Genomic DNA, 24,998 nt, shown 5'->3' with positions numbered 1-24,998 from the left:
ATCCCCGCCTTCTTATTGTTTTTTGCGTTCGGCGCCAGTTGGCTCGGCGACGCGCACGCCACCCTGCCCCACCAGAATCAAGTCGCCATTGCCCGCCGCCGTCACCGCCGAGAGTGAAATGCGGTCCGGGCGGTTGAATACGCTGAACGTCAGGCCATCGTCGTGGCTGACCACCACGCTGCCGCCGTTGCCAACCACCACCAGGGTGCCGTCGTCGAGCAGGGTCGCACCCGACAGGCCAAACTCCAGGGCGCCACGGGCGGCCTTGAGCTCTACCGGCATCCAGGTGTCGCCAAAATCGGTGGAGCGGAACAGGTTGCCACGCAAGCCATAGGCCAACAGGGTCTTGGGCTGGGCGGTGCCGATCACGCCAAACAGCGAGCCCTCGTAGGGGCCTTCGAGTTTTTCCCAGGTCTGGCCCGCGTCGCTGGAGCGGAACATGCTGCCCTGCTCGCCAACGATAAACAGGCCGGCGTCCTTGACCTGGGCGATGGCGTTGAGGTGGTACTGGTCTTCGTTGTCCAGGCGGTCGCTGACGTCCTCCCAGGTCTTGCCCGCGTCGGTGGTCTCGATCAGCGCACCGTAGGCGCCCACCGCAAAGCCGTGGTTGGGGTCGTTGAACAGCACGTCCAGCAGCGGCGCTTCACGGCTGAGGTCCTTGAACTGCTCGGTCCAGGTAGCCCCGGCATCGCTGCTGGCGAGGATCTTGGCGTCATGCCCCACCGCCCAACCATGCTGCTCGTCGATGAAAAACACCGCCGTGAGCAACTGCCGGGTCGGCACCTTGGCCTGCACCCAGGTCGCGCCCTGATCATCGGAATAGAGGATATGCCCGCGATCACCGACCGCCACCAGGCGCTTGCCGGCGTGCACGACGTCGATCATCAGGCCTTTTTCGGCTTTCGGCGATTCAATGGCAAATGCCGCAGGTTCTGCGGCGTCGGTTGCAGCCTGGGCAGCCGTCGACAACGCGACAACCCCCAGCAGCGAGAGCGCTGTAGCCAGCACCGCGACCTTGCGCGACGCGAGCGGGCGGCAAAAACCCACACCCATGACAGGCTCACTCATAGACCTTTCTCCCATTTATTATTGTTAGGTCGTAACACCTTGCAGGGTGTTCGCAGTGCGCAAACCTGCAATCTAGAGCCCCTTGAGGAAGCAGGGGCCATCCTATCGGGCTTTGGAATCGTCTGACAATCGGCGCTACGTTATCTTTTGTTAACTAGAGGCCTTTTGCCTTCGCGCTGAATATAGCCGCATTCGCTGGAATGATGACTTGCCCGCAGTCAGCTGGCGGTATTTTTATTCCACATATTGATTGTAGAGAATTTTTATTCTATTAATTGCCCTCCTGAAAACAATAATCAAAAGGACCACCGCCATGCGCGCACTTGGAATCGGCCTGATCGGTACAGGCTTCATGGGCCGTGCCCACGCACTGGCGTTCAATAACGCCCGTGCGGTGTTTGACTTGCCCTTCAACCTGACACTGGCGGCCCTGGCCGATGCCGACACCGAGCGTGCGCAGCGCTGTGCCAGTGCCTGGGGGTTTGCCCAGGCACACGGCGACTGGCAACAACTGATCGATGATCCGCAAGTGGACCTGGTGGCCATCACCACCCCCAACCACCTGCACTACCCCATGGCCATGGCGGCACTGGCGGCGGGCAAGGCGGTGTATTGCGAAAAACCCCTGGCGACCAGCCTGCAGCAAGCCGACGCCATGCGCCGCGCCGCCCGCGACGCCGGGGTGGTGACGCGAGTCGGCTACAACTACCAGCACAACCCGATGATCGTCCTGGCGCGGCAGATGATCGAGGCGGGCGAGCTGGGGCAGATCATCAGTTTCCAGGGCGAGTTCAGCGAAGACTTCATGGCCGACCCGGCGTCGCCCTGGTCCTGGCGCTGTGAGGTAGAGCATGCCGGCGGCGCCCTGGCGGACCTGGGCAGTCATCTGCTGGCCATGGCACGTTACCTGGTGGGCGATGTGAGCAAGGTGTGCGCCGACAGCCAGACCGTCCACGCCCAACGCCCGGCCAGCCCTGGCAGCACCCAATTGCGCTCAATTGCGGTGGACGACCAGGTACATGCCCTGCTGCGTTTTGCCAATGGCGCACGCGGCACCGTCAGCAGCAGTTGGCTCAAGCACGGCTACAAGAATCACCTGAGTTTCGAGATCAGCGGCACACGCGGCACCCTGGCGTTCGATCAGGAGCGGTTGAATGAGCTGCGCCTGTTTCGCGTCGGTGACCAGGGTTTCCAGCGCCTGCTGGCAGGCCCCGCCCTGCCCGGCTATGCCGCGTTCAGCCCGGCGGCGGGCCATCAGTTGGGGTACAACGAACTGAAGACCCTGGAGGTGCAGGAGTTGATCATGGCACTGGCCGGGCAAGGTGCAGCGGGTACTGATTTTGACGCGGCATGGGAGGTGGAGCGGTTGGCGACAGCGCTTCGGCTGGCGGTGCGGGAAGAGCGGTGGGTCAACGTGAGCGAAATTTAAAGACCCGCACCGATCAATGTGGCAGCGGGCTTGCCCGCGATGGCGGGCTGTCAGTCAGCACATTTATTGACTGACACTCTGTCATCGCGGGCAAGCCCGCTCCCACATTAGACCGTATCAAGTCAGCGCAATGCGCGGCGCAGGACCTTGCCCACCGTGGTCTTGGGCAACTCTTCGACGCGGAACTCGACAAACTTGGGCACCTTGTAACCCGTCAGGTATTCCCGGCAATGGGCCAACAGCTGTTCCTGAGTCAGGCTGGGGTCGCGGCGCACCACGACAATCTTTACCTTCTCCCCGGTCACCCCATCCTCCACGCCAATCGCCGCCACTTCCGCAACCCCTGGATGCAACGCCACCACGTCTTCGATTTCATTGGGGTACACGTTGAAACCCGACACCAGGATCATGTCCTTCTTGCGATCCACCAGGCGGATGAAGCCCTGTTCGTTCATCACCCCGATATCCCCGGTCGACAGCCAGCCCTCGGCGTCCAGTACCTCGGCGGTTTCCTTGGGGCGCTGCCAGTAGCCCTGCATTACCTGTGGGCCGCGTACCTGCAATTCGCCCTGCTCGCCGATGTCAGCCACTTCACCGTCCTCGCGGATGAAGCGCACCCAGGTCGACGGCAATGGCACGCCGATGCTGCCGGTAAATTCCATGTCGCGCATGCGTGAGATATCGATGGGGCTGATGCTCACCACCGGCGAGCACTCCGTCAGGCCGTAACCCTCGATGATCGGCAGCCCGGTGACTTCTTTCCAGCGCTTGGCCACCGCGGTGTGCGTGGCCATGCCGCCAGCGATGACCAGGCGCAGGTCGGAAAAGTCCCGGGCGCGGAACTCTGCGTTCTCCAGCAAGCCGTTGAACAACGTGTTGACCCCGGCAATGCCGTTGAAACGCTCCTTGCGCAGGATCATCTGCACCCGCTTCACGTCCCGTGGGTTGGCGATCAGGATATTGCGCCCGCCCAGGCACATGAACATCAGGCAATTCACGGTCAGGGAAAAGATGTGATAAAGCGGCAACAGGGTGACGTTGGTTTCCTGCTGGTTCTGGTCCAGTTGATCGCCCACCCAGGCCTTGGCCTGCAACAGGTTGGCGATGATATTGCGGTGGCTGAGCATCACGCCCTTGGCATCGCCGGTGGTGCCTCCGGTGTATTGCAGGAACGCCAGTTCTTCACGCGCCAGCGGCACCGGGGTGTGGGTCAGGCCCCGGCCCTGTTTGAGCGTCTGGTTGAAACGCAGCGCACCCGGCAGATTGAAAGCGGGCACCTGTTTTTGCACACGGCGCAGGATGAAGTTCATCGCCGCGCCCTTGAAGGTGCCGAGCAGGTCGCCAATGGCCGCGATGACCACGCGTTTGATCGTGCTGCCGGCCACGACTTTTTCCAGGGTGTGCGCGAAGTTCTCGAAGATCACCACAGTCTCGGCGCCGCTGTCCTTGAGCAGGTGCTTGAGTTCGTGGGAGGTGTACAACGGGTTGACGTTGACCACCACCGCACCGGCGAGGATGGTGCCCAGCAGGCAGATCGGGTACTGCAGGCAGTTGGGCATCATCAATGCCACGCGATCGCCCTTGCGCACGCCCTGGGCTTGCAGCCAGGCGGCAAAGGCGATGCCCTGGGCCTGCCAAGTGGCGTAGGTCATTTCGGTGCCGATGCTGACGTAGGCCACACGGTCGCGGTATTTGTGCAAATGCTCGAGAAACACCTCGCGCAACGACGGGTAGTCCTCGATGCCGGCATCGATGTCGCTGGGCACGCCGGGCAGGTAGGCGTTCAGCCAGATACGTTCGGTTTGGTCCAGGCTTACAGCATTCATCGCAGTCTCCTTATTGTTGTTGTAGGGCTACTTTTCAACGATGGCGGTAATGCCCAGGCCGCCGGCGGCACAGATGGAAATCAAGCCGCGCCCGCCACCACGCTGGTGGATGGCCTTGGCCAGCGCCGCCAACTGACGGCCACCGGTGGCGGCAAAGGGATGACCGCAACCGAGCGAGCCGCCGTTGACGTTCATCTTGGCGCGGTCGATAGGCCCCAGCGGCGCCTCCAGCCCCAGGCGCTCACGGCAGTAATCGGCGTCTTCCCAGGCCTTGAGGGTGCACAGCACCTGGGCGGCAAAGGCTTCGTGGATCTCGAACAAATCAAAGTCGGCAAAACCCAGGCCTTCGCGCGCAAGCATGCGTGGCACGGCGTAGGCCGGTGCCATCAGCAGGCCCTCACTGCCATCGACGAAGTTCACCGCCGCGGTCTCGCCGGTACGCAGGTAGGCCAGCACCGGCAGGCCGCGGGCGGCGGCCCATTCCTCGCTGGCCAGCAGCACCACCGAAGCGCCGTCGGTCAGCGGCGTGGAGTTGCCGGCCGTGAGGGTGCCGTTCTGCCGGTCATAGGCCGGGGACAGGCTGGCGAGCTTCTCCAGGCTGGCGTCGGCGCGCAGGTTGTTGTCGCGGGACAGGCCGCGATAGGGGCTGATCAGGTCGTCGAAGAAGCCGTTGTTATAGGCCGCTTCGAGGCGCTGGTGGCTGGTCAGGGTCAGTTCGTCCTGGGCCAGGCGCTTGATCTGCCAGCGCTTGGCCATTTCTTCGCAGTGTTCGCCCATGGACAAGCCGGTACGCGGCTCGCCATTGCGTGGCAGCAAAGGCTTGAAAAACATCGAGGGACGCACCGCCAACAGGCTGCGCAACTTGTTGCCGGCGCCCTTGGCGCGGTTGGCCGCCAGCAGTGTGCGGCGCAGGGACTCGTTGATGCCGATGGGCGCGTCGGAGGTGGTATCGGCGCCTCCGGCAATCCCCACTTCAATCTGCCCAAGCGCGATTTTATTGGCCACCAGCAACGCCGCCTCAAGGCCCGTGCCGCAGGCTTGTTGCAGGTCGTAGGCCGGGGTCTCGGCAGACAGGGTGGTGGACAGCAACGATTCTCGGGCCAGGTTGAAATCCCGCGAATGCTTGATCACCGCGCCAGCGGCAAACTCGCCCAGGCGCAGGCCGTGGAGGTTGTAGCGGTCCACCAGGCCTTGCAGCGCAGCCACCAGCAAATCCTGGTTGCTGTCGTGGGCGTACACCGTGTTGGAGCGGGCAAACGGAATGCGGTTGCCACCAACAATCGCCACACGGCGCGTCGGGGCGGGGTTGAAGCTGTAGTCACTCATGGACGACTCTCATCAAAACGTGGGTGCCAGATAAACAGGCCGCGCATATGGGGTTTGTCGCCGGCCGGGTTGCGCACCTCGAACGCGCGGCGCGGGCCGTCTGCCGGGGCATTCCACAGGGCGACCTGGCCGGGCAGGAAGATCGGCAACTTGAACTCGCAATGGGCCTCGGCCACATCCAGCCCGCCCGGGGGTTGCTGGGCGGCCAGGGCACGGCCCAGGGTCCACATGCCATGGGCAATGGCCCGGCGAAAACCGAACAGGCGCGCGCCGATCAGCGAGGTATGGATCGGGTTGAAATCCCCCGACACCTTGGCAAAACGCCGCCCCAGATCCGCCGGCAGCACCCAGCGCTGGGTCCGCCGCAGGTCCTCTTCGGGTAATTGCAGGCTGTGCCCCCAGGGTTCGCCCAGCGGGTTGGCGATATCCCGGCGCAGGTACAGGCTTTCGCTTTGCCACACCAACTCGCCGGCGCTGTAGGCATGGGTGGCGATGCTCAAGGCCTGGCCCCTGGCATGGGCCACCCAGCGCTCGGCAAACACTTCCAGGCGCAGGGCCTGGCCTTCCTGCAGGCGCCGATGCTGGCGGATGCGGTTGGCCAGATGCACCATGCCACTGGCGGGGTACGGAAAACTCGGGCGCGTCAGCAGCATCAAGTGCAAAGGGAACGCCAGCACATGGGGATAGGACAGCGGCACCCCTTGCTCACGCCGGAAACCACAGGCCCGGCCGTAGGCGGCAATATCCCTGGCACTCAACTCCACCGCCGAGCGCACCAGGCGCTCCCTGGGCAAGGCCGGCGCCCCCTCAAGCTTGGGTTTGCGCAGCGCCAACAGGCCATCGAGCAACAGGCGATTGCGCGATGGCGGCGGATCGATAATCTGCGTCACGTAGTCCATGCTCAGGCTCCCAACAGGCTTTGGCCGCACACCCGCACCACCTGGCCGTTGACCCCGCCCGAGGCCGGATGCGCCAGCCAGGCGATGGTTTCGGCGACGTCGATGGGTTGCCCGCCCTGGGACAGGGAGTTCATGCGCCGCCCCGCTTCGCGAATCATCAGCGGGATTTTCGCGGTCATCTGGGTCTCGATAAACCCCGGCGCCACGCCATTGACCGTGACGTGCCGCGCCGCCGCCACGGGCGCCAGGCCCTGCACCAGGCCAATCACCCCGGCCTTGGAGGTGGCGTAGTTGCTCTGCCCCAGGTTGCCGGCGATCCCGGAGATCGACGACACACAGACCACCCGCCCACCGGCATTGAGCCCCTGCCCCTGCAGCAAGGCTTGACTCAAGTGCAACGGCGCTTCGAGGTTGACCGCCAGCACACTGCGCCAGGCGGTTTCGGTCATTTTCGCGATGGTCTTGTCGCGCGTGATCCCGGCGTTATGCACCACCACATCAAACGCGCCGTGCTCGGCCACATAAGCCTGCAACTGCTGCACCGCATCGGCGGCGGTGATGTCCAGCGCCCAGGCGTGGCCGCCGACGCTGCTGGCCGCCTGTTCCAGGGAGGCCAACGCTTGCGGCACATCCACGCACACCACGTGCGCGCCGTCACGGGCCAGGACCTGGGCGATAGCCAGGCCAATGCCACGGGAGGCGCCGGTGACCAAGGCGCGGCGGCCGCTGAAGGGCTTGTCCCAGTTGATGGCGGGGGCGGCATCGACCGGTTGTTCCAGGCGCACCACCTGCCCCGAGACATAGGCCGAACGCCGCGACAGGAAAAAGCGCAGGCTGCTTTCCAGGGCCTGCTCGGCACCCGGCGCGACATAGATCAGTTGCACCGTGATCGCCCGCCGCAGCTCCTTGGCCAGGGATCGCACCAGGCCTTCCAGGGCACGCTGGGCGATGGCCTGGGGCAAGTCCTGGCAGTGTTCGGGCGCGGTGCCCAGCACCACCACGCGGGCGTGCTGCCCCAGGCGCCGGGCGTTGGCGTGGAAGAATTCGTAGAGTTCGTCCAGTTGCTTGAGGTCGAGCACGGCACTGGCATCGAACACCGCGCCCTGGACCTTGACCGTAGACGGCGCCTTGAGCGTGGCGGCCTGGGCCGGCACGGTGTCGGTGGCCTTGAAGATGCGCCGCACCTCGTCCGCCAGGCGCCCTGCCCCGGCGATGATCACCGGGTTGGCCAAGCCTTGCTGGCCGCTGCGATGACGTTGCAGGGGCAAGGGTTGTGGCAAGCCGATAGTCTGGGCCAGGCGACGGCCCCAGGCAGAGTTCACAAAAGAGAGATAGCTGTCGCTCATAAATCGATCCGTTTTCCTGACCTGCAAACCCAATCTCCTGTGGGAGCTGGCTTGCCTGCGATGGCGGTGTGTCAGATTGCATCTTTGGCACAGACACACCGCTATCGCAGGCAAGCCAGCTCCTACAGGGCGCGTGTTGGTGTTTAGTTCACCGGGGCGTTTTCACGTTTTTTGCTGCTGGGTTTGGCCACTTGCTCCAACGCCTGTTGACGCTTTTGCAGTGCCTCCAGCAACCCGAAGTCCTGCGGGAAGTCGTCCACCTGGATACCGTGGTCGGCGTACTCCACGTAGCGCGCCAGCAGGGTATCTTCGTCGGCGCTGATCAAATCCAGGGCCCGGGCCTTGATGCGCCAGGCGGTAAACGCCGTGCTGCTGATCGGCATCGGGTCGAGGGTGCCTTGCTTGACGGCCGCCTTGAGTCGCCCTTCGATCAACTCCACCTGGGGCAGCAGGCGGAACGCCAACTCGCCGTAGGCCAACTTGTCAACTTCCGGACGCGGGATGTAGGAGTTGGCCAGCAAACGGTCGCGGCTTTCGCCCGGGGTCTGCACCAGTTCGGCCACCTGGGCCAGCAAGCGGTCTGACGGCTTGCGCTGGGGAATGCCGAACGGGAAGCTCAAGCCACGAATCACTGCCGCAGCCGGCTTCGAAGGATAATTGTCGAGCACCTCGGCCAGGGCTTCATGGGCCCGCAACAGGGCGTCCTGGGCCGACCAATGCACCAGCGGCAGATCCGCCTGGGGCCGGCCATCGTCTTCAAAACGCTTGAGCACGCAGGACAAGATGTAGAGCTGGGACAGCATATCGCCCAGGCGCCCGGTGATGCTTTCCTTGCGCTTGAGCGCCCCGCCCAGCACGCCCATGGAAATATCGGAAATCAATGCCAGCACCACCGACAGCCGATTGGCCTGGCGGTAGTAGGACGCAAGCGAAGGGTCGGTCTTGGCCGGCACGGCAATCAGCCGCCCGCCTGTAAGAGAATGCACCGCCGCACGTACGGTATTGGCCAGCACAAAGCTCAGGTGACCGAACATGGCACTGTCGAACGCCAGCAGCGCCTTGCGACTATCGGTGTTGCGCGCCGCTTCCATCTCGCGAAACACATAAGGATGGCACCGGATCAGGCCCTGGCCGTAGATGATCAGGCAGCGGGTCATGATGTTCGCGCCTTCCACCGTGATCGCGATGGGGCTTTGTTGATAGGCACGGGCCAGGAAGTTGTTGGGCCCCATGCAGATGCCCTTGCCGGCGACGATGTCCATGCCATCGTTGACGATGATCCGCGCACGCTCGGTGACGTGGTATTTGGCAATTGCCGAGATAACCGAGGGTTTCTCACCGGCATCCAACGACGCCACCGACACCTTGCGCACCGCATCGCAGGCATACAGGTGCCCGGCCATGCGCGCCAACGGCGCCTGCACCCCTTCAAACTTGCCAATCGGCAGGCCGAACTGCTTGCGCATCGCCGCATAGGCCGTGGTACCGCGTACCGCCACCTTGCCCAGGCCAACGTTGGCCGACGGCAGGGAAATCGCGCGCCCGGCGGCCAGGCATTCCATCAACATGCGCCAGCCGTTGCCCACTTGCTCGCGGCCGCCGATCACCCACTCCAGGGGGATAAACACGTCCTTGCCGGTGGTCGGGCCGTTCTGGAACACCGCATTGAGGGGCCAATGACGGCGACCACTGTTCACCCCGGGATGGGACGTGGGGATCAACGCGCAGGTGATGCCCAGCGAACCGGGCTGACCCAGCAGGCCGTCCGGGTCTTCGGCGCGAAAGGCCAGGCCCAGCACTGTGGCGATGGGGCCGAGGGTGATATAGCGCTTGTCCCAGGTCACGCTGAAACCCAGCACTTGCTGGCCTTCATGCATGCCCTTGCAGACGATGCCCAGGTCGGGAATCGCCCCGGCGTCGGAGCCGGCATAGGGGCTGGTCAGGGCAAAGCACGGGATGTCTTCGCCACGGGCCAGGCGCGGCAGGTAGTAATTGCGCTGGGCGTCGGTGCCGTAATGCAGCAGCAGTTCGGCAGGCCCCAGGGAGTTGGGGACCATCACCGAAATCGCCGCCGCCGAGCAACGGGTCGACAGCTTCATCACCACTTGCGAATGGGCATAGTGGGAGAAGCCTTTGCCGCCATATTGCTTGGGAATGATCATGCCGAGGAAGCCGGCGTCCTTGGTGTACTGCCAGCCTTCGGGCGACAGGTCCTGCCAGACCTGGGTGGTTTCCCAGTCATTGGCCATGTCGCAGAGGGTTTCCACTTCGTTGTCGAGGAACGCCTGCTCTTCGGCGCTCAAGCGTGCCGGAGCGGCTTGCAGCAGGCGCTGCCAATTGGGTTTGCCGCTGAACAACTCGGCGTCCCACCACACGGTGCCGGACTCGATAGCCGCGCGCTCAGTGTCGGACATGGCCGGCATGATCGTGCGAAACAGGCCCAGGGCCTTGCTGGTCAACAGTGCGCGGCGCAGCGGCTTGATGCTCAGCAGCAGCGCCGGTACCACCACCAGCAACGCCGCAACGCTCAGGCCAAACCCAGCGACCACATTGAACAGGTAGCCGCCCGCCAGCCAGGCCAGGCCAGCCCCCAGCCACAGGGTGGCTGCCGCTTGTCGATACGCCAGGGCAGTCGCCGCAGCGAGTCCCGCCAATAACCAGATAACCATGGAGATACCTCTACTTGATCAGGGCAACTATTCAGGGCACGGCACGCATGTCAGCAGGTCGGTATGGCCTGCGACTGATCACCACACTACAAACTTGAAAAGACAAATTCAAATTTTGTTTTGAAATTTTTATTTAATCTGTTTGCGAAATAATTCTCGGCCGAACGTGTCAGCCGAAGTGTTGAAGGGAGAAAGAAATCACCAAGGGTCGCGTGGGCGACCCATGGGTGCAGCACCGGGTAAACGCAGTAGAAAGATGCGCTGACTACGCGTTTACCCAGGCACTACGCAGATACAACCTCAGGTCAGAAGGCGTAGGTAGCCGAGAGGCTGACCACTTCGCCCTTGGCCTCGGATTTGCCATCCAGCGACGCCGCGCCCAGACGATCAACGTTCTTGGTCTTGAGCTTGACGGTTTCCACAAACTGGCGGGAATACGCGCCGTCGATGCTCAGGCCAGGAATGGCGCGGATGTTGTAGCCAAAGCCCAGGGAGGCGAAGGTGCGATCACCATCCGGGATACGTGGGTCACGGGTGGAGTTGCGGGTTGGGGTCTGGTCGAAGGCCACACCGGCACGCACGGTAAAGTCATCCGTGAGTTTGTAGTCGCCACCGAACGAATACATCCAGGTGTTCTTGTACTTGTACGGGATCGACACGATGGTGCTGCCATTGGACTTCAAGGTCAGCGCCTCGAAGGAGGACCATTGGGTCCAGGTCACACTGGCGCCCAGGGTCAGGCGGTCATTGAAGTCGTGTACCCAGTCCAGGGACGCGTTGGCAGGGATATCCAGTTGCGTGGAGGCATTGGCACCACCCGGATACAGCTTCAGCCCAGGGTAAGCCAACTCGACCAGGGTTTTACCGTCGATCACAGGAATGGTCATCAGTGCTTCCGAGCCCGGATCGGCGTACATGTTGTACTTGCCTTCCAGCTTGTTCTTGATCTTGGCGTGGTAGTTCAAGCCCAGGGTGTCTTGCGCCGTAGGTTTCCAGGTCATCCCTGCAAACCAGCCCAGAGAGTTGTTGTCGACCTTGACGCGCATCAAGGCGAAGCCCTGGCCGGCGGGAAACGGAACGAAACCGAAATCCGGCGACTGCGCAGCAGCGGCATACAGGTCGACGTTCTGGCTCACAAAGCCTTTGGTGTGCTGAAGAATCGCACCACCACCGATGGAAAACTCATCATTGACCTTGAACGACAGGGAGCCGGTCAAGCCAACGGTTTCGATGCGGGTATCCACTGCAAAATCGCGGCCTTTCCAGTCCTCATCCCAGGTTGTGCGGGCGCCCATGGGCACCACCTGGCTCAGGCCAAAGGCAAAACGGTCGTTGATCGGGATCACCATAAAACCGGTGGGTACCCAGGCTTCGAATCCGCCTTGGCCGCCGTCACCGGTGCGCGGGGTCGACGAGACAAGTTCCCCGGTCGTAGGATCCATGACAGTGGTAGACGTCGGATTACCAGCGTAGTCATACGCCGAGCCTTTGTATTTGATATCGATATTTGCGTAGTTGATGGTGAACTGCGAAATAGTCTTGTCAATGAAAGCCATGGCAGCTGGGTTGTTGTAGGCCGCTGACGGATCGTTTTTGAACATCGAACCACCACCGAACGCCCGACCCCAGCCAGCAGTGTTAGCAGTAGGAGTCATGAAGCCGCCTGCCTGGACCGAGCCTGCAGTCACCATCAGCCCACTCAACAATGCCAGGCTGAGGAACACTTGTGCCTGTTGTTTCTTATTATTCATGCCCCACTCCTTATTGTTTTTTTTCGTCTCAATCGATAAAACCGATCAGACTTTCTTCAACAGGCGCCTCTTACGAGGCGCCTGTCTTTACTGGGTGATCAGCCCTTTTGGAGCAGTTCCTACATTAAGGAATAATAGTGACCCCAAGAGCGCCAACATTCAGTTTCACAACGGTGCAATTGCCAGAAAGCGGCTGATTGTTCGCAGTCAATGCGATACTTGGAGACGGTGCTGGTGTCGATGACAACAGCACGTCAATGGAGGAAGGGCCGCAGTTGGTTGGCGGTGGGAAGCCTGGAGTGACGATCTTGTAGCCAACGTTGTGAGCCTTGCCAGTCGTTGCAGTGAGAGGCTCCAGCAACCAAGGCAATCCAGTGATCTGAGGCAGGTCGCACAGAGAGCTGGTGCCTTGAGAGATGGTGACCTTGGTGATATCCGCCTTGCCATCTGAACGGACCGTGCCTTCAAAAACAGCCTTACAGGTCACCGAGCTCTGGAACGAAGAAGGCGACTTAACCTCAATGCTCCCAGTCGCCCCTGTAACAAACGTCGCTCCAATTGGACTAAAAGACGCCGCACTGGCCATCGAAGCCGCGCCAAAGCACAGAGCAAACGAACTTACACAAACGAGGGTTTTCAAACTTTTCATTATTTTTCCTCACATGTATGGCGAGTCATTTCGCCGGGGTAATGGCCATGATCGAGAGGTCACGGAGAAACAGCAGAACTTCCCTTTCCAGCCAAATTTCAATGCAATTACCGCTACAAATTCGGGTGTTTACTCGACGACTTTGAACGTCGGCGGCATCTTGATCGACACCGTCTTGATCTTGCAGTCTTCGCCAATCGGCACATTGGCCGCTTCCAACTTGCCGGTGGCGTTATCCCAGGTGCCTTCGGCAGTGGATGGGCCGCACTTGCCGCCCAGGCCAAAGGCGTGCACATCGACGCTGATCTTCGACATGGAGCCGCTCTTGGCATCCTTGGCCACTAAAATCCACGGCAGGTTGATGGCTTCGACGCGGCTGCACTTGAGGCCACCGTCGAACTCGACCTTGTCGACATTGACTTGCGAGCCATCGGCCGCGACCTTGCCGGCCACCTTGATGGTGCAGTCGGCGCTGATCAGCGCGCCCTTGGAAAAGCTGATGGGGCCCTGGGCAGTGAAGGCGCTGCCGGCAGGTTCGATGCGTGCGGCCTGGGCCTGGTGATAGGCGATAAGGCCCAGCGCAGCGAGCACGATATGGGTGGTGAACTTGGCAGGTGTTTGCATGGTGTACGTCCTTCCCTTGATTTTATTTTTGTTAGGGTCAAACAACTTTCTTGCAACTTAAGCAGCACTCGAATCCGGCAAACCGTGGGCGATGAAAACCTGCGCGATACACAGACCCCGAGTGCGCCCTACAACAGTTGATTCACATTAGAAGGTGCTGGTCTTGCCGTACTTCTCCAGTATCTTCAAGCGTTTGGATGGCTGGATATTGGCCAGGGTGACATCCCCCGAATAATGCCGTAGTACCCGGTGATCCATACGCCGGCGCCACAAGTAAGGGATATAGGCCCAGACAATCATGCTGGCGTAGCCATACGGCAGTTGCGGCGATTCATCAAAGTGGCGCAACGACTGATAACTGCGAGTCGGGTTGGCGTGATGATCGGAGTGGCGCTGCAACTGGAACAGAAAGATATTGGTGACAATACGGTTACTGTTCCACGAGTGGCGCGGCGAACACCGCTCATAACGGCCATTGGGCAACTTCTGGCGTTTAAGCCCGTAGTGCTCGACATAGTTCACTACTTCCAGCAACGAGAAGCCGTAGATGCCCTGGATCAACAGGAAGGGAATCACCGCCGCACCCAGCCAGGCGATCATCGCGCCCCACAACACCACGCTGTACATCCAGGCGCTGAGTACGCCGTTCTTCCAGTGCCAGGCTGGCAGGCCGAGCTTGCGCAGGCGTTCGCGTTCCAGGTTCCAGGCCGAGCGCGCACTGAACCACACCGAGCGCGGCAGGAAGGCCCAGAAGCTCTCCCCCAGCCGCGAGCTGGCCGGATCTTCCGGAGTGGCGACGCGCACGTGATGGCCACGGTTGTGTTCGGTGTAGAAGTGCCCGTAGAAGGTCGGCGCCAGGGTGATCTTCGCCAGCACAATCTCCAGCAGGCGCGGCTTGTGCCCCAGTTCATGGGCGGTGTTGATCGCGATGCCAGTGGCGGCGCCGGTGGACATGGCCATGCCCAGGTAGGTGAACCAACTCACCTCGCCATGCAGTTGCACCCGGGCGGTCAGGAAGCTGGCGGTTTGCGCCATCCAGCTCGATGGGTCCATGGACGCCGTGAGTTGCAGCAGGCCGCCGTTGATCATCCAGTCGATGCCGCTGACCGCCAGCCAACCGGTCATCACCAGGGATGAAATAACCAACAACACCCCGGTGTAGACGATCCAGCGGTAGTACTTCTGCGACTCAAGGCCGCTGACAGCGGATTCTGGCGGGTTGCTGACGTCTTCCCCAAGCAGGCCGTCGATCAACGGGATCAGCCCGAAAATCACCAGCACACCGACCCACCACAGCTCTTGTACACCCGTAGTAATAGCCAGGGCGCCCGACAGCAGCGGGGTCGCCAGAGGCATGATGCCCAGCCACCACAGGTGGCGCTTGCCGTCGGTCCAAACGTGCGGGGCAGCCAGGGTCTGATTCATGGCAACCTCCGGACGCACTGCGCGGCAGGGAGGGAGAGCGAAGCAAAAGAGACAGGAAACAGGTTCAGGCGGCACTGAAGGCCACTTGAAATCAACCATGCGATAAAAGGCGTTTTTTTCATTATTTTATTCGCTCTTAGGCATTTCAAAAATCATTTCAAAATAAATATTGAAATATTTTTTTAAATAAATAGCGCGGAACCGATAGGTCGTCAACTACTTTTTCGAGGCCTTTTTTACGTGACCGGGCAGTCTCTTTTTCAGCCGTTCGGTCAGGTGTCTAGGGCAAGCGTTAGCGACTTTCGACCGCACCGTGGGGTTCATGATTATTTGCTCGCCAACGCAAAGGGCGGGTGCAGGACTGTGGCTGTTTCCAGCGGCCTGCTGCGCTTGGCCACCTGCTCGACCAATGCTGCCACCCGCTCGGTAGCGGTGATGGGCAACATATGGCCACGGCCTTCGACCAGCTGCAGCTTGAGCCCTGGCACCTTGTCCGCCAGGGCCTGGCCGTGCATGCGAAAGTCCAGCACCTTGTCCCGCGAGCCATAGATCAGGCCGATGGGCAGGCGCAACTGGGCGTAGCGCTTGACCATATCGGGCAGGTAATCGTTGACCAGGCCGATCTCGGTGGAGGCGGCATAGAAGTTATCGGGACGCATCCCCAGCAGGCCGCCGCCACGGGTGGCGAAGTCGGCCGGTGCCGGGTCGGGAGCGAATACGCCCTTGACCACCGCGCCACTGGTGAGCATGCCGATGGGCACGGTCAGCGTGCGCGACACCCAGCGCCGCAGCCAGCCAGGGCGCACCGCCAGCGATAGAAATACCAGGGGGATCATGCGCTGGGGATGAGTCAGCGGGGCCACCAGCACCAGCCCGGACACCGCATGGGGATGGTCCAGGGCCAGGGCCAGGGAAATCGCCCCGCCCAGGGAATGCCCCAGCACCAGGGGCTGGCCCAGGTCCAGGGTCTGGATAAAGGTCGCCACTTGCCGGGCCTGGCTTGGCAGGTCGGCGCCGGTGCCTTTGTGCCGGGTGGAATAGCCTGAGCCGGGGCGGTCCAGGGTGATCACCCGAAAGTGCTCGCGCAATTGCGCGGACAAGGCATAGGTCAGGTTGCGACTGCTGCCCATCAGGCCGTGGATCATCACCAGCGGCGGGCCCTTGCCCTCGTCTACATAATGAAAGCGCTCGCCATCGATCTCCACAAAGCGCCCGTTGCTTGGAACAGCCGCTTCGATACGGCGCGTCATCCAGGCACTCAAGCCCCATAACGCCGCACTGGCAGCCATAAACACACCCGCAGCGACAACCCATTCGACAGCCATAGCTCGGTCCTCTGCTTCCCTGCTGCTGGCGATCCGACCGGTATTGGTCAAGACCTCAGCCATCGTCCACACCCTGGACTTCAACTGCGTGCGTAAAGGTTCGTCCGTCGGACAAATCGCACATAAAGGACAAGGTTGTAGCGTAGGCGATATTTTCAGGTAGATTATTTAAAATCTTTTTTAAAATAATAAATACAATTTTTCTTTGCAATGGTGTTCTATCTAAAAAGCCAAAAACAAAAAAGGAGCACATCCGATGTCAAAACCCGTAAGGCGCCCACAGCCCACGAGGGACACCCTATGAATGCCTCTACCCCGCCGAGCGGCCCGGCAGATTGCGTTGATATCGCCATCATTGGCTCAGGCTTTGCCGGCCTGTGCATGGCGATCAAACTCAAGCAAGCCGGGCTCGACGACTTCTTCATTGCCGAACAGGCCGACTCCCTGGGCGGCACCTGGCGCGACAACCACTACCCGGGCTGCGCCTGTGACGTGCAATCCCACGTCTATTCGTTTTCCTTTGCGCCCAACCCCGACTGGACCCGGCAGTTTGCCCCCCAGGCGGAAATCCGTGCCTACCTGGAGCACTGCGCGCAGCGCTTTGAACTGGCGCCGTACCTGCGTTTTGGCATGGGCCTGCAACGGGCGGTGTTCGATGAGCAGTTGCAACGCTGGCAACTGCAGTTCAGCAATGGCCGCCGTGTCAGTGCGCGGGTGCTGGTGTCGGGTATGGGCGGCCTGTCCCGCCCGGCGCTGCCGAATATTGCGGGGTTGGACAGCTTCAAGGGCAAACGCTTTCACTCCCAGCACTGGGACCACGACTATTCACTCAAGGGCAAGCGCGTGGCGGTGATTGGCACCGGCGCCAGTGCCATCCAGTTCGTGCCGCGTATTGCCCCGCAGGTGGCGCACCTGGACCTGTTCCAGCGCACCGCGCCGTGGATCATGCCCAAGCCGGACCGCCCCATCTCACGCTTTGAGCGCTGGCTGTTCAAGCATCTGCCGTTCACCCAGCGCCTGGTGCGCGGGGCCTTCTACTGGGCCCTGGAAGGTCGGGTGGTGGGGTTTGCGCTGCACCCGCGCCTGATGAAAGTGGTGCAGAAAATCGCCCTGCGTCACCTGCACAAACAGGTGGCGCGCCCTTCCCTGCGCAAGGTCCTGCGGCCGGACTACACCATCGGCTGCAAGCGCGTGCTGATCTCCAACGACTACTATCCGGCGCTGTCACGCAGCAATGTCGAAGTGGTCACCGAGACGGTGCTGCGGATCGAAGCCGACGGGGTCATCACCGCCGATGGCATCAAGCACCCGGCTGACTGCCTGATCTTCGGCACCGGGTTCCAGGCCACCGATCCCCTGCCCCGCGACTGCATCATCGGGCGCGGTGGCGTCGACCTGATGGAGGCCTGGCGCGATGGCGCCCACGCATACAAGGGCACCACCGTACCGGGCTATCCGAACCTGTTCCTGATCGTCGGGCCCAACACCGGGCTGGGCCACAACTCGATGATTCTGATGATCGAGGCGCAAGTCACCTACATCCTCGATGCCCTGCAACAGATGCGCCGCCAGCAAATTGCCACGGTCGAGGTCAAGCCCGCCGTAGAAAGCGCCTACAACCAGCAAATCCAGGCAAAGCTCCAGCGCACCATCTGGAACACCGGCGGCTGCCGCAGTTGGTACCTCGATCCGCGCACCGGCAAAAATACGACGTTGTGGCCCGGTTCGACCTGGCGTTTCAAGCAGGTCACCCGCCAGTTCGCCCTGCGCGATTATCAAGTCACGCCATTAGTGACCGGCGCCCCGTCGCGCCCCGTCGCGCCACCCCATGCCACCGCAGAAGGAAGCCTGTCATGAAGTCATTCAATGGCCGTGTGGCAGCCATCACCGGTGCCGCGTCCGGCATGGGCCGCGCCTTGGCCCTGGCCCTGGCCCGCGAGGGTTGCCACCTGGCCCTGGCAGACAAGAACCAGGCCGGGCTGCAACAAACCGTGGAGCTGGTCCAGCGCAGCACCCTGGCGCCGATCCGCGTGACCTCGCGGGAGGTGGATGTTGCCGACCGCCAGGCCATGGAGGATTGGGCCGCCAGTTGCGCGGCAGAACACGGCCAGGTCAATTTGATTTTCAACAATGCCGGGGTGGCCCTGTCGAGCACCGTGGAAGGTGTGGACTACGCCGACCTGGAGTGGATCGTCGGCATTAACTTCTGGGGTGTGGTGTACGGCACCAAGGCCTTCCTGCCGTACCTCAAGGCCAGTGGCGACGGGCATGTGGTCAACACCTCCAGCGTGTTCGGCCTGTTCGCCCAGCCCGGCATGAGCGGCTACAACGCCACCAAGTTCGCGGTGCGCGGCTTCACCGAAGCCCTGCGCCAGGAGCTGGATTTGCAACGCAGCGGCGTCTCGGCCACCTGCGTGCATCCCGGCGGGATCCGTACCGACATCTGCCGCAGCAGCCGGATCGACGCGAACATGACCGGGTTCCTGATCCATAGCGAACAACAGGCCCGCGCCGACTTCGAAAAACTCTTTATCACCGACGCCGACCAGGCCGCCAAGGTGATCCTGCAAGGCGTGCGCAAGAACAAACGCCGCGTGCTGATCGGCCGCGACGCCTACGCCCTGGACCTGCTCGCGCGCTGCCTGCCAGCGGCCTACCAGGCACTGGTGGTGTTTGCCAGCCGACGCATGGCACCAAAAAAACGCAAGCCACCGCTGCCCAACCCCATCACTGAACAGGAGTCGCCATGATGCTGCCCATTCGCCGCGACCTGCATTTCGTCCTGCCCGCCGAGCGTATCAAGGACTGGCATGAGCAAGGCCCGTTCATCACGCACTTTTTCAATGCCCTGTCGTTGCTGTTTCCCCAGGGCGAACTGTTCTTCATGGACAGCGTGCGCCACTATCGCCAGCGCATCGACGACCCGGCGTTGAAAAAGGAGATCCAGGGCTTTATCGGCCAGGAAGCCATGCACAGCCGCGAACACGTGGCCTACAACGACCTGCTGCAAGCCGCCGGCCTGCCGGCCCATCTGCTCGACCGGCGCTTGAAATTTATGCTCGACCTGCAAAAGAAGCACTTGCCGCCGTCCTTCAACCTGGCGGTGACCATCGCCCTGGAACACTACACGGCGATGCTCGCGGAGATCCTGCTCAGCGACCCCACCCGTTTTGGTGATTCGCTCAAGGGCTACCAGCAAATGTGGTACTGGCACGCCCTTGAAGAAACCGAGCACAAGGCCGTGGCCTTCGATGTGTGGAACAGCGTGATCAAGCCGGGGCCCAAGCGTTACTTGCTGCGCACCGGGACCATGCTGTTCACCACGGTGTTTTTCTGGCTGGTGGTGTTTGATTTCCACCTGCGCCTGTTGATCGCCGACCGCCGCGCGGGCGGGCATCTGAAGGGGTTCTGGCGGATGCTGAAGTTTCTCTACGGCCCCAAGGGCGTGTTCCCGCGCATGGCGCGGCCGTGGCTGCATTACTTCAAGCCGGGGTTTCATCCGTGGGATCACGACAATCGGGTACGACTGGAAGGGATCGATAAGCTGGTGGAAGAGGTGGAGCGCACCAACTCGGTTGCCGGAACGTAGCCTTGCGGGAGCCGGCTTGCCGGCTCCTGCAGCACGCCAACGGCTCAGACCGTGCGCGAAAACTGGCCCTTTTGCTGCCCGCCCAGGTACGCATCAAAGGCCATCGCCACGCTGCGCACCATCAATTGCCCCTGGGGCAACAGCTGCACGGCATCGTCCTCGATGTGCAGCAAACCATCCGCCACTTGCTCATCCAACCGCGACAACGCGTGGGCAAAGTATTCGGTAAAACGGATCGCATGCCCGGCCTCGACCCCGGCAAAGTCGATGCGCCCGTGGCACATCAGGCCGTTGATCACGTCGCGGCGCAGCACGTCATCGGCGTTCAGGCGGTAGCCGCGCTGCACCGGCAACAGCCCGGCGGCGATCCGCGCGTAGTACTGGGACAACTCCTTGACGCTCTGGCTGTAGCTGTCGCCCACCTTGCCGATGGCCGACACGCCCAGGCCGATCAGATCGCAATCGGCATGGGTCGAGTAGCCCTGGAAGTTGCGCTGCAAGGTGCCATTGGCCCGGGCCAGGGCCAGTTCGTCGTCGGGCAAGGCAAAGTGGTCCATGCCGATATACACATAGCCCGCCTCGGTCAGCCGGCGAATGGTCAATTCCAGCAGCTCCAGCTTGCGCTCCGGCGGTGGCATGTCTTCGGGGCGGATCATGCGCTGGGCACGGATTTGCGTGGGCAAATGCGCGTAGCTGTAGGCCGCCACGCGGTCTGGGCGCAGGGCAATCAGCTTGCCCAGGGTCACGTCGAAGCTGGCCACGGTCTGCAACGGCAGGCCGTAGATCAAATCCACACTGATCGACTTGAACCTTGCCTGCCGGGCGGCCGCGACCAACTGCACAATCTGCTCTTCGCTCTGCACGCGATTGACCGCCGCCTGCACATCGGCATCAAAGTCCTGCACGCCAAAACTCAGGCGATTGAAGCCCAGCCCGCGCAGGTTGTGGATCCGTTCGACGCTGATGGTGCGCGGGTCCACTTCAATGGAAAACTCATGATTGTCACTGGTATCCAGGCTGAAGCCCTGCGCCAGGCAGTCCATCAATTCGGCCAGTTGTGCATCGTCGAGGTAGGTCGGCGTACCGCCGCCCAGGTGCAACTGGGTCAGGGGCCGCGCGCGGTCGAACAGCGCGGCCTGCATCTGGATTTCGCGCTTGAGGTAGCCCAGGTACTCCGCGGCGCGATGGGTCTTGCGCGTGATGATCTTGTGGCAACCGCAGTAGTAGCAAAGGCTCTGGCAGAACGGGATATGGATGTACACCGACAGCGCCTTGGGTGCCAACGCCTGGTTGCTGGCCGCTACCGCCTGCTGGTAATCGTCCAGGGCAAAGGCTGAGTGAAACTGCGGCGCGGTCGGGTACGAGGTGTAGCGCGGCCCCGGGCGGTCGTATTTCTGCACCAGGGCGCGGTTGAACTCAAACGCTTTCATGATCGATGGTCTCATCGTTGGAGCAAGGGGGAACCGCGCTGCCTGCCCGGTCAAACAGTGCGCATAGAGCTTCGACCCGCTGCCGGCCCGCTGGCAGCACACATAGGAAGCGCTCGGACAGGTCGATCAGGCCGTCCTGGTGCAGATGCTCCAGCAGCGGCCAGATCGCCGAGAAATAGCGGGAAAAAATCACCCCATAGCGGCGCTCAAGGGCCTGGATGTCCAACTCCAGGTCACAGGCCAGGCGCTCCATCACATGCTGGCGGATCTGGTCGCCGGCCTCGCAGCGCCAGCCGCGGGCGGTGGGCAGCAGGTCGCTGTCCAGTTGCTGGCGATAGCGCGCCAGGTCTTCGGTGTTTTGCGCATACAGGGTGTCGAGCTGGCTGATGGCGCCCAGGCCAAAGCCGATATGGTCACAGTAGCCGTGCCGGGTAAAACCCTGGCAATTGCGGCTCAGGTGCCCACGCTCCTGGGCCAGTGCCAGGTCGTCGTCGGGGCGTACGAACTGGCCCAGCCCGATGTAGTGATAACCGGCGGCCTCCAGGCGCTGGAAGGCGATGCGGCGCATGCCACACTTGTCGACATTCGATGAAAGCGCACGCCGTGGCTGCTGCTGGTAACGCCGTGGCGCCTGGGCATAGTCGAACACTTGCAGGCGGTCCGGCTCCAGGGCGATCAGGCTGGCCAGCTTGGCGGCAAAGCTGTCGCAGGTCTGCCAGGCGTGGCCGTAGCCGAGGTCGACATTCACCGAACGAAAGCCGAAGGTGCGCGCCGCGTCGATCAGCGACTGGATCGGGGCCGGGTCCTGATAGCCGGCCACCGACGGCGTGGCCTCGGCACTGGCATCCGGCACGCCGATATTGATGTGGTTGAACCCCAGGTCGCGCAACAGGCCCATGGTTGCCCAGTCGGTGTGCAGCGGGTCGAGGTCGAGGCTGTAGTCACCCTGGTCATGCTCAAGAAAATGCAGGCGGCTGCGCAGGTGCGCCATCAAGCGTTGCAGGTCGGCGATCGCCGGGGTGGCGCCGCCCAGATGGAATTGGTCCACCGGTTGCCGGCCGCCCACGTGGCAACCGACCAGGTGGATTTCCTGCTCCAGCGCGCCCAGGTAGTCATCCGCCACCAGGCCTGCCGGCCACTGCAGGTTCAGCGCCAGCGGGCGTTGGCGCTGACGGCTGCTGCGCAAGGCGCGCAGCAGGTCGAGGGAGCCGATGCCCGGATGGAATTTGCCGATGTCGACCTGGCTCTGGTCCAACACGCTTTGGTCACGGCGCAGGCGCCACTCGCGGGCGGGATGAATGACAGTGAGCATGACGGCCTCCGGGTCTGGCTACGGTGGGTCATTGTGCGGTGCGACCGGGCAGCGCACCTTGATATGCATCAAGCGCCGACGTTTACCAGGTGATGTAGAACATGCTCTTGGCCAGCAACACAATGGCAACCATATGGCAGAACAGGCTCAGATGGACGAAGCGCAAATAGGCCGCGCTGACCCGCCCACGGCGCATCAACCACACCGTCAGCAAAAAATGCATCAGCACGCTGGCGGCGAGGATCAGCTTGAGGGTCAGCAAGGCACCGAATGCCGAACTCGATGGCGCCGCCAGCACTGGCAGATAGCGCAACCAGACCATGCCGATCCCGGCGCCAAACAACACCAGCAGCACCCACGGCATCAAGGCCCTGGCGCGGCGGCCGATGCCCTGCTCCACCAGCAACATCACGCGGGCCGGCAGTTGCTTGTGCACACTGGCAAGGATCAACACTTCAAAGAACACCGTGCCGATAAACATCAGCGCCGCGAACAGATGGGCCAGCAGGAACAGGAGATAGAGCATCAGAGCCTCACGGTGGCCGGTCCTTGTACCGTGACTGTGCCCCAGTGCGGACGAGCGGCGCCTTGATGCCGGTCAAGGGCCCTGATAATCGTTGAAACATTTGCCCAACGCCTTGTGCGGTGGGCCTTTGGCGGTCTCTGCGACAGTGTGCCACAGACTCAATCAGCGCCCTGGCTGGTAAGGTGGCCACCGCCCCTGTGGCAGAACGTCGCAGATTATCAAGCGTGATCAAGGCCGGTAGACTACCCAGCCTTATTGTTCACCGCTTTTCAAAGCCTGACTGACCTGTTATGCGCAGCCGTCAGGCGCTTCACGGGACGCCCATTTCATGAGTACGTTATTCACCCGTCGCAAGGTCCTCACCGGTATGGGCCTGCTGGGCCTGGGCCTGTTGAGCGGCTGTGACACCGGCCCCAAGCTGAACTTCAAGTACGGCAAGGACCTGAGCGACAAGATCATGGGCCGCACGTTCAAGCTCAAGAACACCGACGGCGAGACCGTCACCCTGAGTTCGTTCCGCGGCCTGATGCCGGTGGTGTTCTTCGGTTTCACCCAGTGCCCGGCCGTGTGCCCCACCACGCTTGCGCGCATGGCCCAGGCCAAGAAGATGATGGGCCGCGACGGCGAAATCATGCAGGTGATCTTTATCACCCTGGACCCGGAACGCGACACGCCCCAGGTACTCGACGCCTACGTCAAGGCCTTCGACCCCAGCTTCGAAGCGCTCTACGGCACGCCGGAAGAAATCGCCGTGGCCGCCAAGGAATTCGGGATCTTTTATGAAAAGATCCCCGCCGGCGACACCTACACCCTGTCCCACACCGCCACCAGTTTTGTGTTCGACACCCGCGGCAACCTGCGCCTGGGCCTGTCGGCATCCCTTAACGCCAAAGAGTGCGCAGAAGACCTGCTCACCGTCATGGAGGTCTGCTAATGACTGCTGTCCATACCCTCAAGCGCATCGCCCTCGGTCTTTCCCTGCTGGGTCTGGCCGCCCACGCCAGCGCCCAGGTGCAGGTCAGCGACGCCTGGGCCCGCGCCACCGTGCCGGGGCAGCATTCGAGCGGGGCCTTCATGACCCTCACCGCCGACAGCGACAGCAAACTACTGAGCGTCAAGTCGCCGGTGGCCAAGGATGTGCAGATTCATGAGATGAGCATGAAAGACGACGTCATGCGCATGGGCCCGGTGGACGCCGTGGCACTCCCGGCCGGCCAGGCGGTGAAGCTCGATCCCGAGGGCTATCACGTGATGCTGATGGGCCTGACGGGCCAGATCAAGGAAGGCGACCAAGTGCCGCTGACCCTGACGGTGGAAGATGCCAAGGGTGACAAGCAGACCCTCGAAATCCAGGCGCCGGCCCGCAGCCTGGGCAGTGCTGACGGCCATCATATGAACCATTGATCCTGAGGGTGGGAGCTGGCTTGCTCGCGGTGGACATAGGTATCTACACAACTCTCTTCTGGGTTTGTGTACATATCCATTGCTGCGGTCACGGCCACTTAGGGTTCCGCCCTTACGGCGGCTCACTTTTGGAAAAGAGCCCGGAGTGCCGGCCCAGCCAAAAGCAACCAAAAGGGCTCTTGCCCCACCACTCGGCACCTCGCCCAGGCTCGGTGTGCCCGTCATCCGACATTGATTTGGGGGGCCGCCGCGATGGGCCATCCATGGCCCAGCGCGGCTAACCCGGCGTCCTGCCGGGTTACCCCCCAAATCAATATCGGATGACGGCCAGCGTGGTTTAACGGGGCGCCTAAGATCAAAATCACAAGCAAAGCGAGGCGGCCTGACAGCCGACCTGATC

Annotated in this window: 20 protein-coding genes; 6 read left to right on the top strand and 14 right to left on the bottom strand. The window is 62.1% G+C overall.

Annotated features, from left to right (window positions below; all coding sequences use genetic code 11):
* Nucleotides 1-12 precede the first annotated feature (12 nt).
* Nucleotides 13-1,053, bottom strand: coding sequence for a YCF48-related protein (locus HBO19_RS06565; protein ID WP_170041594.1), 1,041 nt, complete (start codon nucleotides 1,051-1,053; stop codon nucleotides 13-15).
* A 328-nt stretch (nucleotides 1,054-1,381) separates the two neighbouring features.
* Between HBO19_RS06565 and HBO19_RS06560 the strand changes: the two genes are divergently transcribed.
* A complete protein-coding gene (locus tag HBO19_RS06560) occupies nucleotides 1,382-2,497 on the top strand; it encodes a Gfo/Idh/MocA family oxidoreductase (RefSeq protein ID WP_170057106.1) in 1,116 nt (371 codons plus the stop codon).
* Nucleotides 2,498-2,619: 122 nt separating this feature from the next.
* Here HBO19_RS06560 and HBO19_RS06555 read toward each other — a convergent pair whose 3' ends face one another.
* The 10 genes from HBO19_RS06555 to HBO19_RS06510 form a co-directional block, all read right to left on the bottom strand.
* Nucleotides 2,620-4,323 (bottom strand): AMP-binding protein, encoded by a 1,704-nt coding sequence (locus HBO19_RS06555; RefSeq protein ID WP_169955775.1) that lies wholly within the window; start codon nucleotides 4,321-4,323, stop codon nucleotides 2,620-2,622.
* A gap of 27 nt (nucleotides 4,324-4,350) precedes the next feature.
* Entirely contained in the window at nucleotides 4,351-5,649 is a 1,299-nt protein-coding gene (locus tag HBO19_RS06550) for an acetyl-CoA C-acetyltransferase (protein WP_170057105.1), read from the bottom strand.
* On the bottom strand, nucleotides 5,646-6,548 hold the full coding sequence (locus tag HBO19_RS06545; protein WP_170057104.1) for a MaoC/PaaZ C-terminal domain-containing protein: 903 nt from the start codon (nucleotides 6,546-6,548) through the stop codon (nucleotides 5,646-5,648). The genes HBO19_RS06550 and HBO19_RS06545 overlap by 4 nt, the downstream gene beginning before the upstream one ends.
* A gap of 2 nt (nucleotides 6,549-6,550) precedes the next feature.
* On the bottom strand, nucleotides 6,551-7,894 hold the full coding sequence (locus tag HBO19_RS06540) for a 3-oxoacyl-ACP reductase (protein ID WP_170057103.1): 1,344 nt from the start codon (nucleotides 7,892-7,894) through the stop codon (nucleotides 6,551-6,553).
* Between the two features lie 143 nt (nucleotides 7,895-8,037).
* On the bottom strand, nucleotides 8,038-10,563 hold the full coding sequence (locus tag HBO19_RS06535; protein WP_170057102.1) for an acyl-CoA dehydrogenase: 2,526 nt from the start codon (nucleotides 10,561-10,563) through the stop codon (nucleotides 8,038-8,040).
* 305 nt (nucleotides 10,564-10,868) lie between these two features.
* Nucleotides 10,869-12,314 carry an outer membrane protein transport protein gene (locus HBO19_RS06530; protein ID WP_170057101.1) on the bottom strand — a complete coding sequence of 482 codons (1,446 nt, stop codon included), beginning with the start codon at nucleotides 12,312-12,314 and terminating at the stop codon, nucleotides 10,869-10,871.
* Nucleotides 12,315-12,438: 124 nt separating this feature from the next.
* A complete protein-coding gene (gene praB, locus HBO19_RS06525; RefSeq protein ID WP_169955781.1) occupies nucleotides 12,439-12,963 on the bottom strand; it encodes an alkane oxidation protein activator PraB in 525 nt (174 codons plus the stop codon).
* Nucleotides 12,964-13,092: 129 nt separating this feature from the next.
* Nucleotides 13,093-13,587 (bottom strand): alkane oxidation protein activator PraA, encoded by a 495-nt coding sequence (gene praA, locus HBO19_RS06520; protein ID WP_170041041.1) that lies wholly within the window; start codon nucleotides 13,585-13,587, stop codon nucleotides 13,093-13,095.
* Between the two features lie 147 nt (nucleotides 13,588-13,734).
* On the bottom strand, nucleotides 13,735-15,012 hold the full coding sequence (locus HBO19_RS06515) for an alkane 1-monooxygenase (RefSeq protein ID WP_169955783.1): 1,278 nt from the start codon (nucleotides 15,010-15,012) through the stop codon (nucleotides 13,735-13,737).
* 326 nt (nucleotides 15,013-15,338) lie between these two features.
* Nucleotides 15,339-16,337, bottom strand: a complete 999-nt coding sequence (locus HBO19_RS06510; RefSeq protein ID WP_262376859.1) for an alpha/beta hydrolase — start codon at nucleotides 16,335-16,337, stop codon at nucleotides 15,339-15,341.
* Nucleotides 16,338-16,637: 300 nt separating this feature from the next.
* On the opposite strand from HBO19_RS06510, the gene HBO19_RS06505 reads away from it, so the two are divergent.
* Genes HBO19_RS06505 through HBO19_RS06495 form a run of 3 tightly spaced genes read left to right on the top strand, consistent with a single transcriptional unit; the run spans nucleotide 16,638 to nucleotide 19,926 of the window.
* Nucleotides 16,638-18,194 carry an NAD(P)/FAD-dependent oxidoreductase gene (locus HBO19_RS06505; protein ID WP_170057100.1) on the top strand — a complete coding sequence of 519 codons (1,557 nt, stop codon included), beginning with the start codon at nucleotides 16,638-16,640 and terminating at the stop codon, nucleotides 18,192-18,194.
* Complete coding sequence (locus HBO19_RS06500; protein WP_170057099.1) at nucleotides 18,191-19,087, top strand: SDR family oxidoreductase; 897 nt, start codon at nucleotides 18,191-18,193, stop codon at nucleotides 19,085-19,087. Before HBO19_RS06505 ends, HBO19_RS06500 begins: the two co-directional genes overlap by 4 nt.
* Nucleotides 19,087-19,926 carry a metal-dependent hydrolase gene (locus HBO19_RS06495; RefSeq protein ID WP_170057419.1) on the top strand — a complete coding sequence of 280 codons (840 nt, stop codon included), beginning with the start codon at nucleotides 19,087-19,089 and terminating at the stop codon, nucleotides 19,924-19,926. The genes HBO19_RS06500 and HBO19_RS06495 overlap by 1 nt, the downstream gene beginning before the upstream one ends.
* Before the next feature lie 44 nt (nucleotides 19,927-19,970).
* Here HBO19_RS06495 and hemN read toward each other — a convergent pair whose 3' ends face one another.
* The 3 genes from hemN to HBO19_RS06480 all read right to left on the bottom strand — a co-directional run bounded on the left by hemN (nucleotide 19,971) and on the right by HBO19_RS06480 (nucleotide 23,194).
* The gene (hemN, locus tag HBO19_RS06490) at nucleotides 19,971-21,371 is read right to left on the bottom strand and encodes an oxygen-independent coproporphyrinogen III oxidase (RefSeq protein ID WP_170057098.1); all 1,401 of its coding nucleotides are present in this window, start codon (nucleotides 21,369-21,371) and stop codon (nucleotides 19,971-19,973) included.
* On the bottom strand, nucleotides 21,343-22,668 hold the full coding sequence (locus HBO19_RS06485) for a coproporphyrinogen III oxidase (RefSeq protein WP_170057097.1): 1,326 nt from the start codon (nucleotides 22,666-22,668) through the stop codon (nucleotides 21,343-21,345). The genes hemN and HBO19_RS06485 overlap by 29 nt, the downstream gene beginning before the upstream one ends.
* A gap of 82 nt (nucleotides 22,669-22,750) precedes the next feature.
* Nucleotides 22,751-23,194, bottom strand: coding sequence for a hypothetical protein (locus HBO19_RS06480; RefSeq protein WP_169955789.1), 444 nt, complete (start codon nucleotides 23,192-23,194; stop codon nucleotides 22,751-22,753).
* Nucleotides 23,195-23,522: 328 nt separating this feature from the next.
* Between HBO19_RS06480 and HBO19_RS06475 the strand changes: the two genes are divergently transcribed.
* Complete coding sequence (locus HBO19_RS06475; protein WP_169955790.1) at nucleotides 23,523-24,128, top strand: SCO family protein; 606 nt, start codon at nucleotides 23,523-23,525, stop codon at nucleotides 24,126-24,128.
* On the top strand, nucleotides 24,128-24,598 hold the full coding sequence (locus tag HBO19_RS06470) for a copper chaperone PCu(A)C (protein ID WP_169955791.1): 471 nt from the start codon (nucleotides 24,128-24,130) through the stop codon (nucleotides 24,596-24,598). The genes HBO19_RS06475 and HBO19_RS06470 overlap by 1 nt, the downstream gene beginning before the upstream one ends.
* The last annotated feature ends 400 nt before the right edge of the window (nucleotides 24,599-24,998 follow it).

The sequence above is a fragment of the Pseudomonas sp. WS 5021 genome (genome assembly GCF_012985535.1).
Taxonomy (GTDB): Bacteria; Pseudomonadota; Gammaproteobacteria; order Pseudomonadales; family Pseudomonadaceae; genus Aquipseudomonas.
This window is presented reverse-complemented; position numbering and strand designations above follow the sequence as displayed.

Bases quoted from the DNA above. Each gene is read 5' to 3' on its own strand.
- HBO19_RS06515 (WP_169955783.1), bottom strand. From the start codon at position 15,012: ATGAATCAGACCCTGGCTGCCCCGCACGTTTGGACCGACGGCAAGCGC.
- HBO19_RS06540 (WP_170057103.1), bottom strand. From the start codon at position 7,894: ATGAGCGACAGCTATCTCTCTTTTGTGAACTCTGCCTGGGGCCGTCGC.
- HBO19_RS06555 (WP_169955775.1), bottom strand. From the start codon at position 4,323: ATGAATGCTGTAAGCCTGGACCAAACCGAACGTATCTGGCTGAACGCC.
- HBO19_RS06475 (WP_169955790.1), top strand. From the start codon at position 23,523: ATGAGTACGTTATTCACCCGTCGCAAGGTCCTCACCGGTATGGGCCTG.
- praB (WP_169955781.1), bottom strand. From the start codon at position 12,963: ATGAAAAGTTTGAAAACCCTCGTTTGTGTAAGTTCGTTTGCTCTGTGC.
- HBO19_RS06505 (WP_170057100.1), top strand. From the start codon at position 16,638: ATGAATGCCTCTACCCCGCCGAGCGGCCCGGCAGATTGCGTTGATATC.
- HBO19_RS06500 (WP_170057099.1), top strand. From the start codon at position 18,191: ATGAAGTCATTCAATGGCCGTGTGGCAGCCATCACCGGTGCCGCGTCC.
- HBO19_RS06565 (WP_170041594.1), bottom strand. From the start codon at position 1,053: ATGGGTGTGGGTTTTTGCCGCCCGCTCGCGTCGCGCAAGGTCGCGGTG.
- HBO19_RS06535 (WP_170057102.1), bottom strand. From the start codon at position 10,563: ATGGTTATCTGGTTATTGGCGGGACTCGCTGCGGCGACTGCCCTGGCG.
- HBO19_RS06560 (WP_170057106.1), top strand. From the start codon at position 1,382: ATGCGCGCACTTGGAATCGGCCTGATCGGTACAGGCTTCATGGGCCGT.
- HBO19_RS06480 (WP_169955789.1), bottom strand. From the start codon at position 23,194: ATGCTCTATCTCCTGTTCCTGCTGGCCCATCTGTTCGCGGCGCTGATG.
- HBO19_RS06495 (WP_170057419.1), top strand. From the start codon at position 19,087: ATGCTGCCCATTCGCCGCGACCTGCATTTCGTCCTGCCCGCCGAGCGT.
- praA (WP_170041041.1), bottom strand. From the start codon at position 13,587: ATGCAAACACCTGCCAAGTTCACCACCCATATCGTGCTCGCTGCGCTG.
- hemN (WP_170057098.1), bottom strand. From the start codon at position 21,371: ATGAGACCATCGATCATGAAAGCGTTTGAGTTCAACCGCGCCCTGGTG.
- HBO19_RS06470 (WP_169955791.1), top strand. From the start codon at position 24,128: ATGACTGCTGTCCATACCCTCAAGCGCATCGCCCTCGGTCTTTCCCTG.
- HBO19_RS06510 (WP_262376859.1), bottom strand. From the start codon at position 16,337: ATGGCTGTCGAATGGGTTGTCGCTGCGGGTGTGTTTATGGCTGCCAGT.
- HBO19_RS06550 (WP_170057105.1), bottom strand. From the start codon at position 5,649: ATGAGTGACTACAGCTTCAACCCCGCCCCGACGCGCCGTGTGGCGATT.
- HBO19_RS06485 (WP_170057097.1), bottom strand. From the start codon at position 22,668: ATGCTCACTGTCATTCATCCCGCCCGCGAGTGGCGCCTGCGCCGTGAC.
- HBO19_RS06545 (WP_170057104.1), bottom strand. From the start codon at position 6,548: ATGGACTACGTGACGCAGATTATCGATCCGCCGCCATCGCGCAATCGC.
- HBO19_RS06530 (WP_170057101.1), bottom strand. From the start codon at position 12,314: ATGAATAATAAGAAACAACAGGCACAAGTGTTCCTCAGCCTGGCATTG.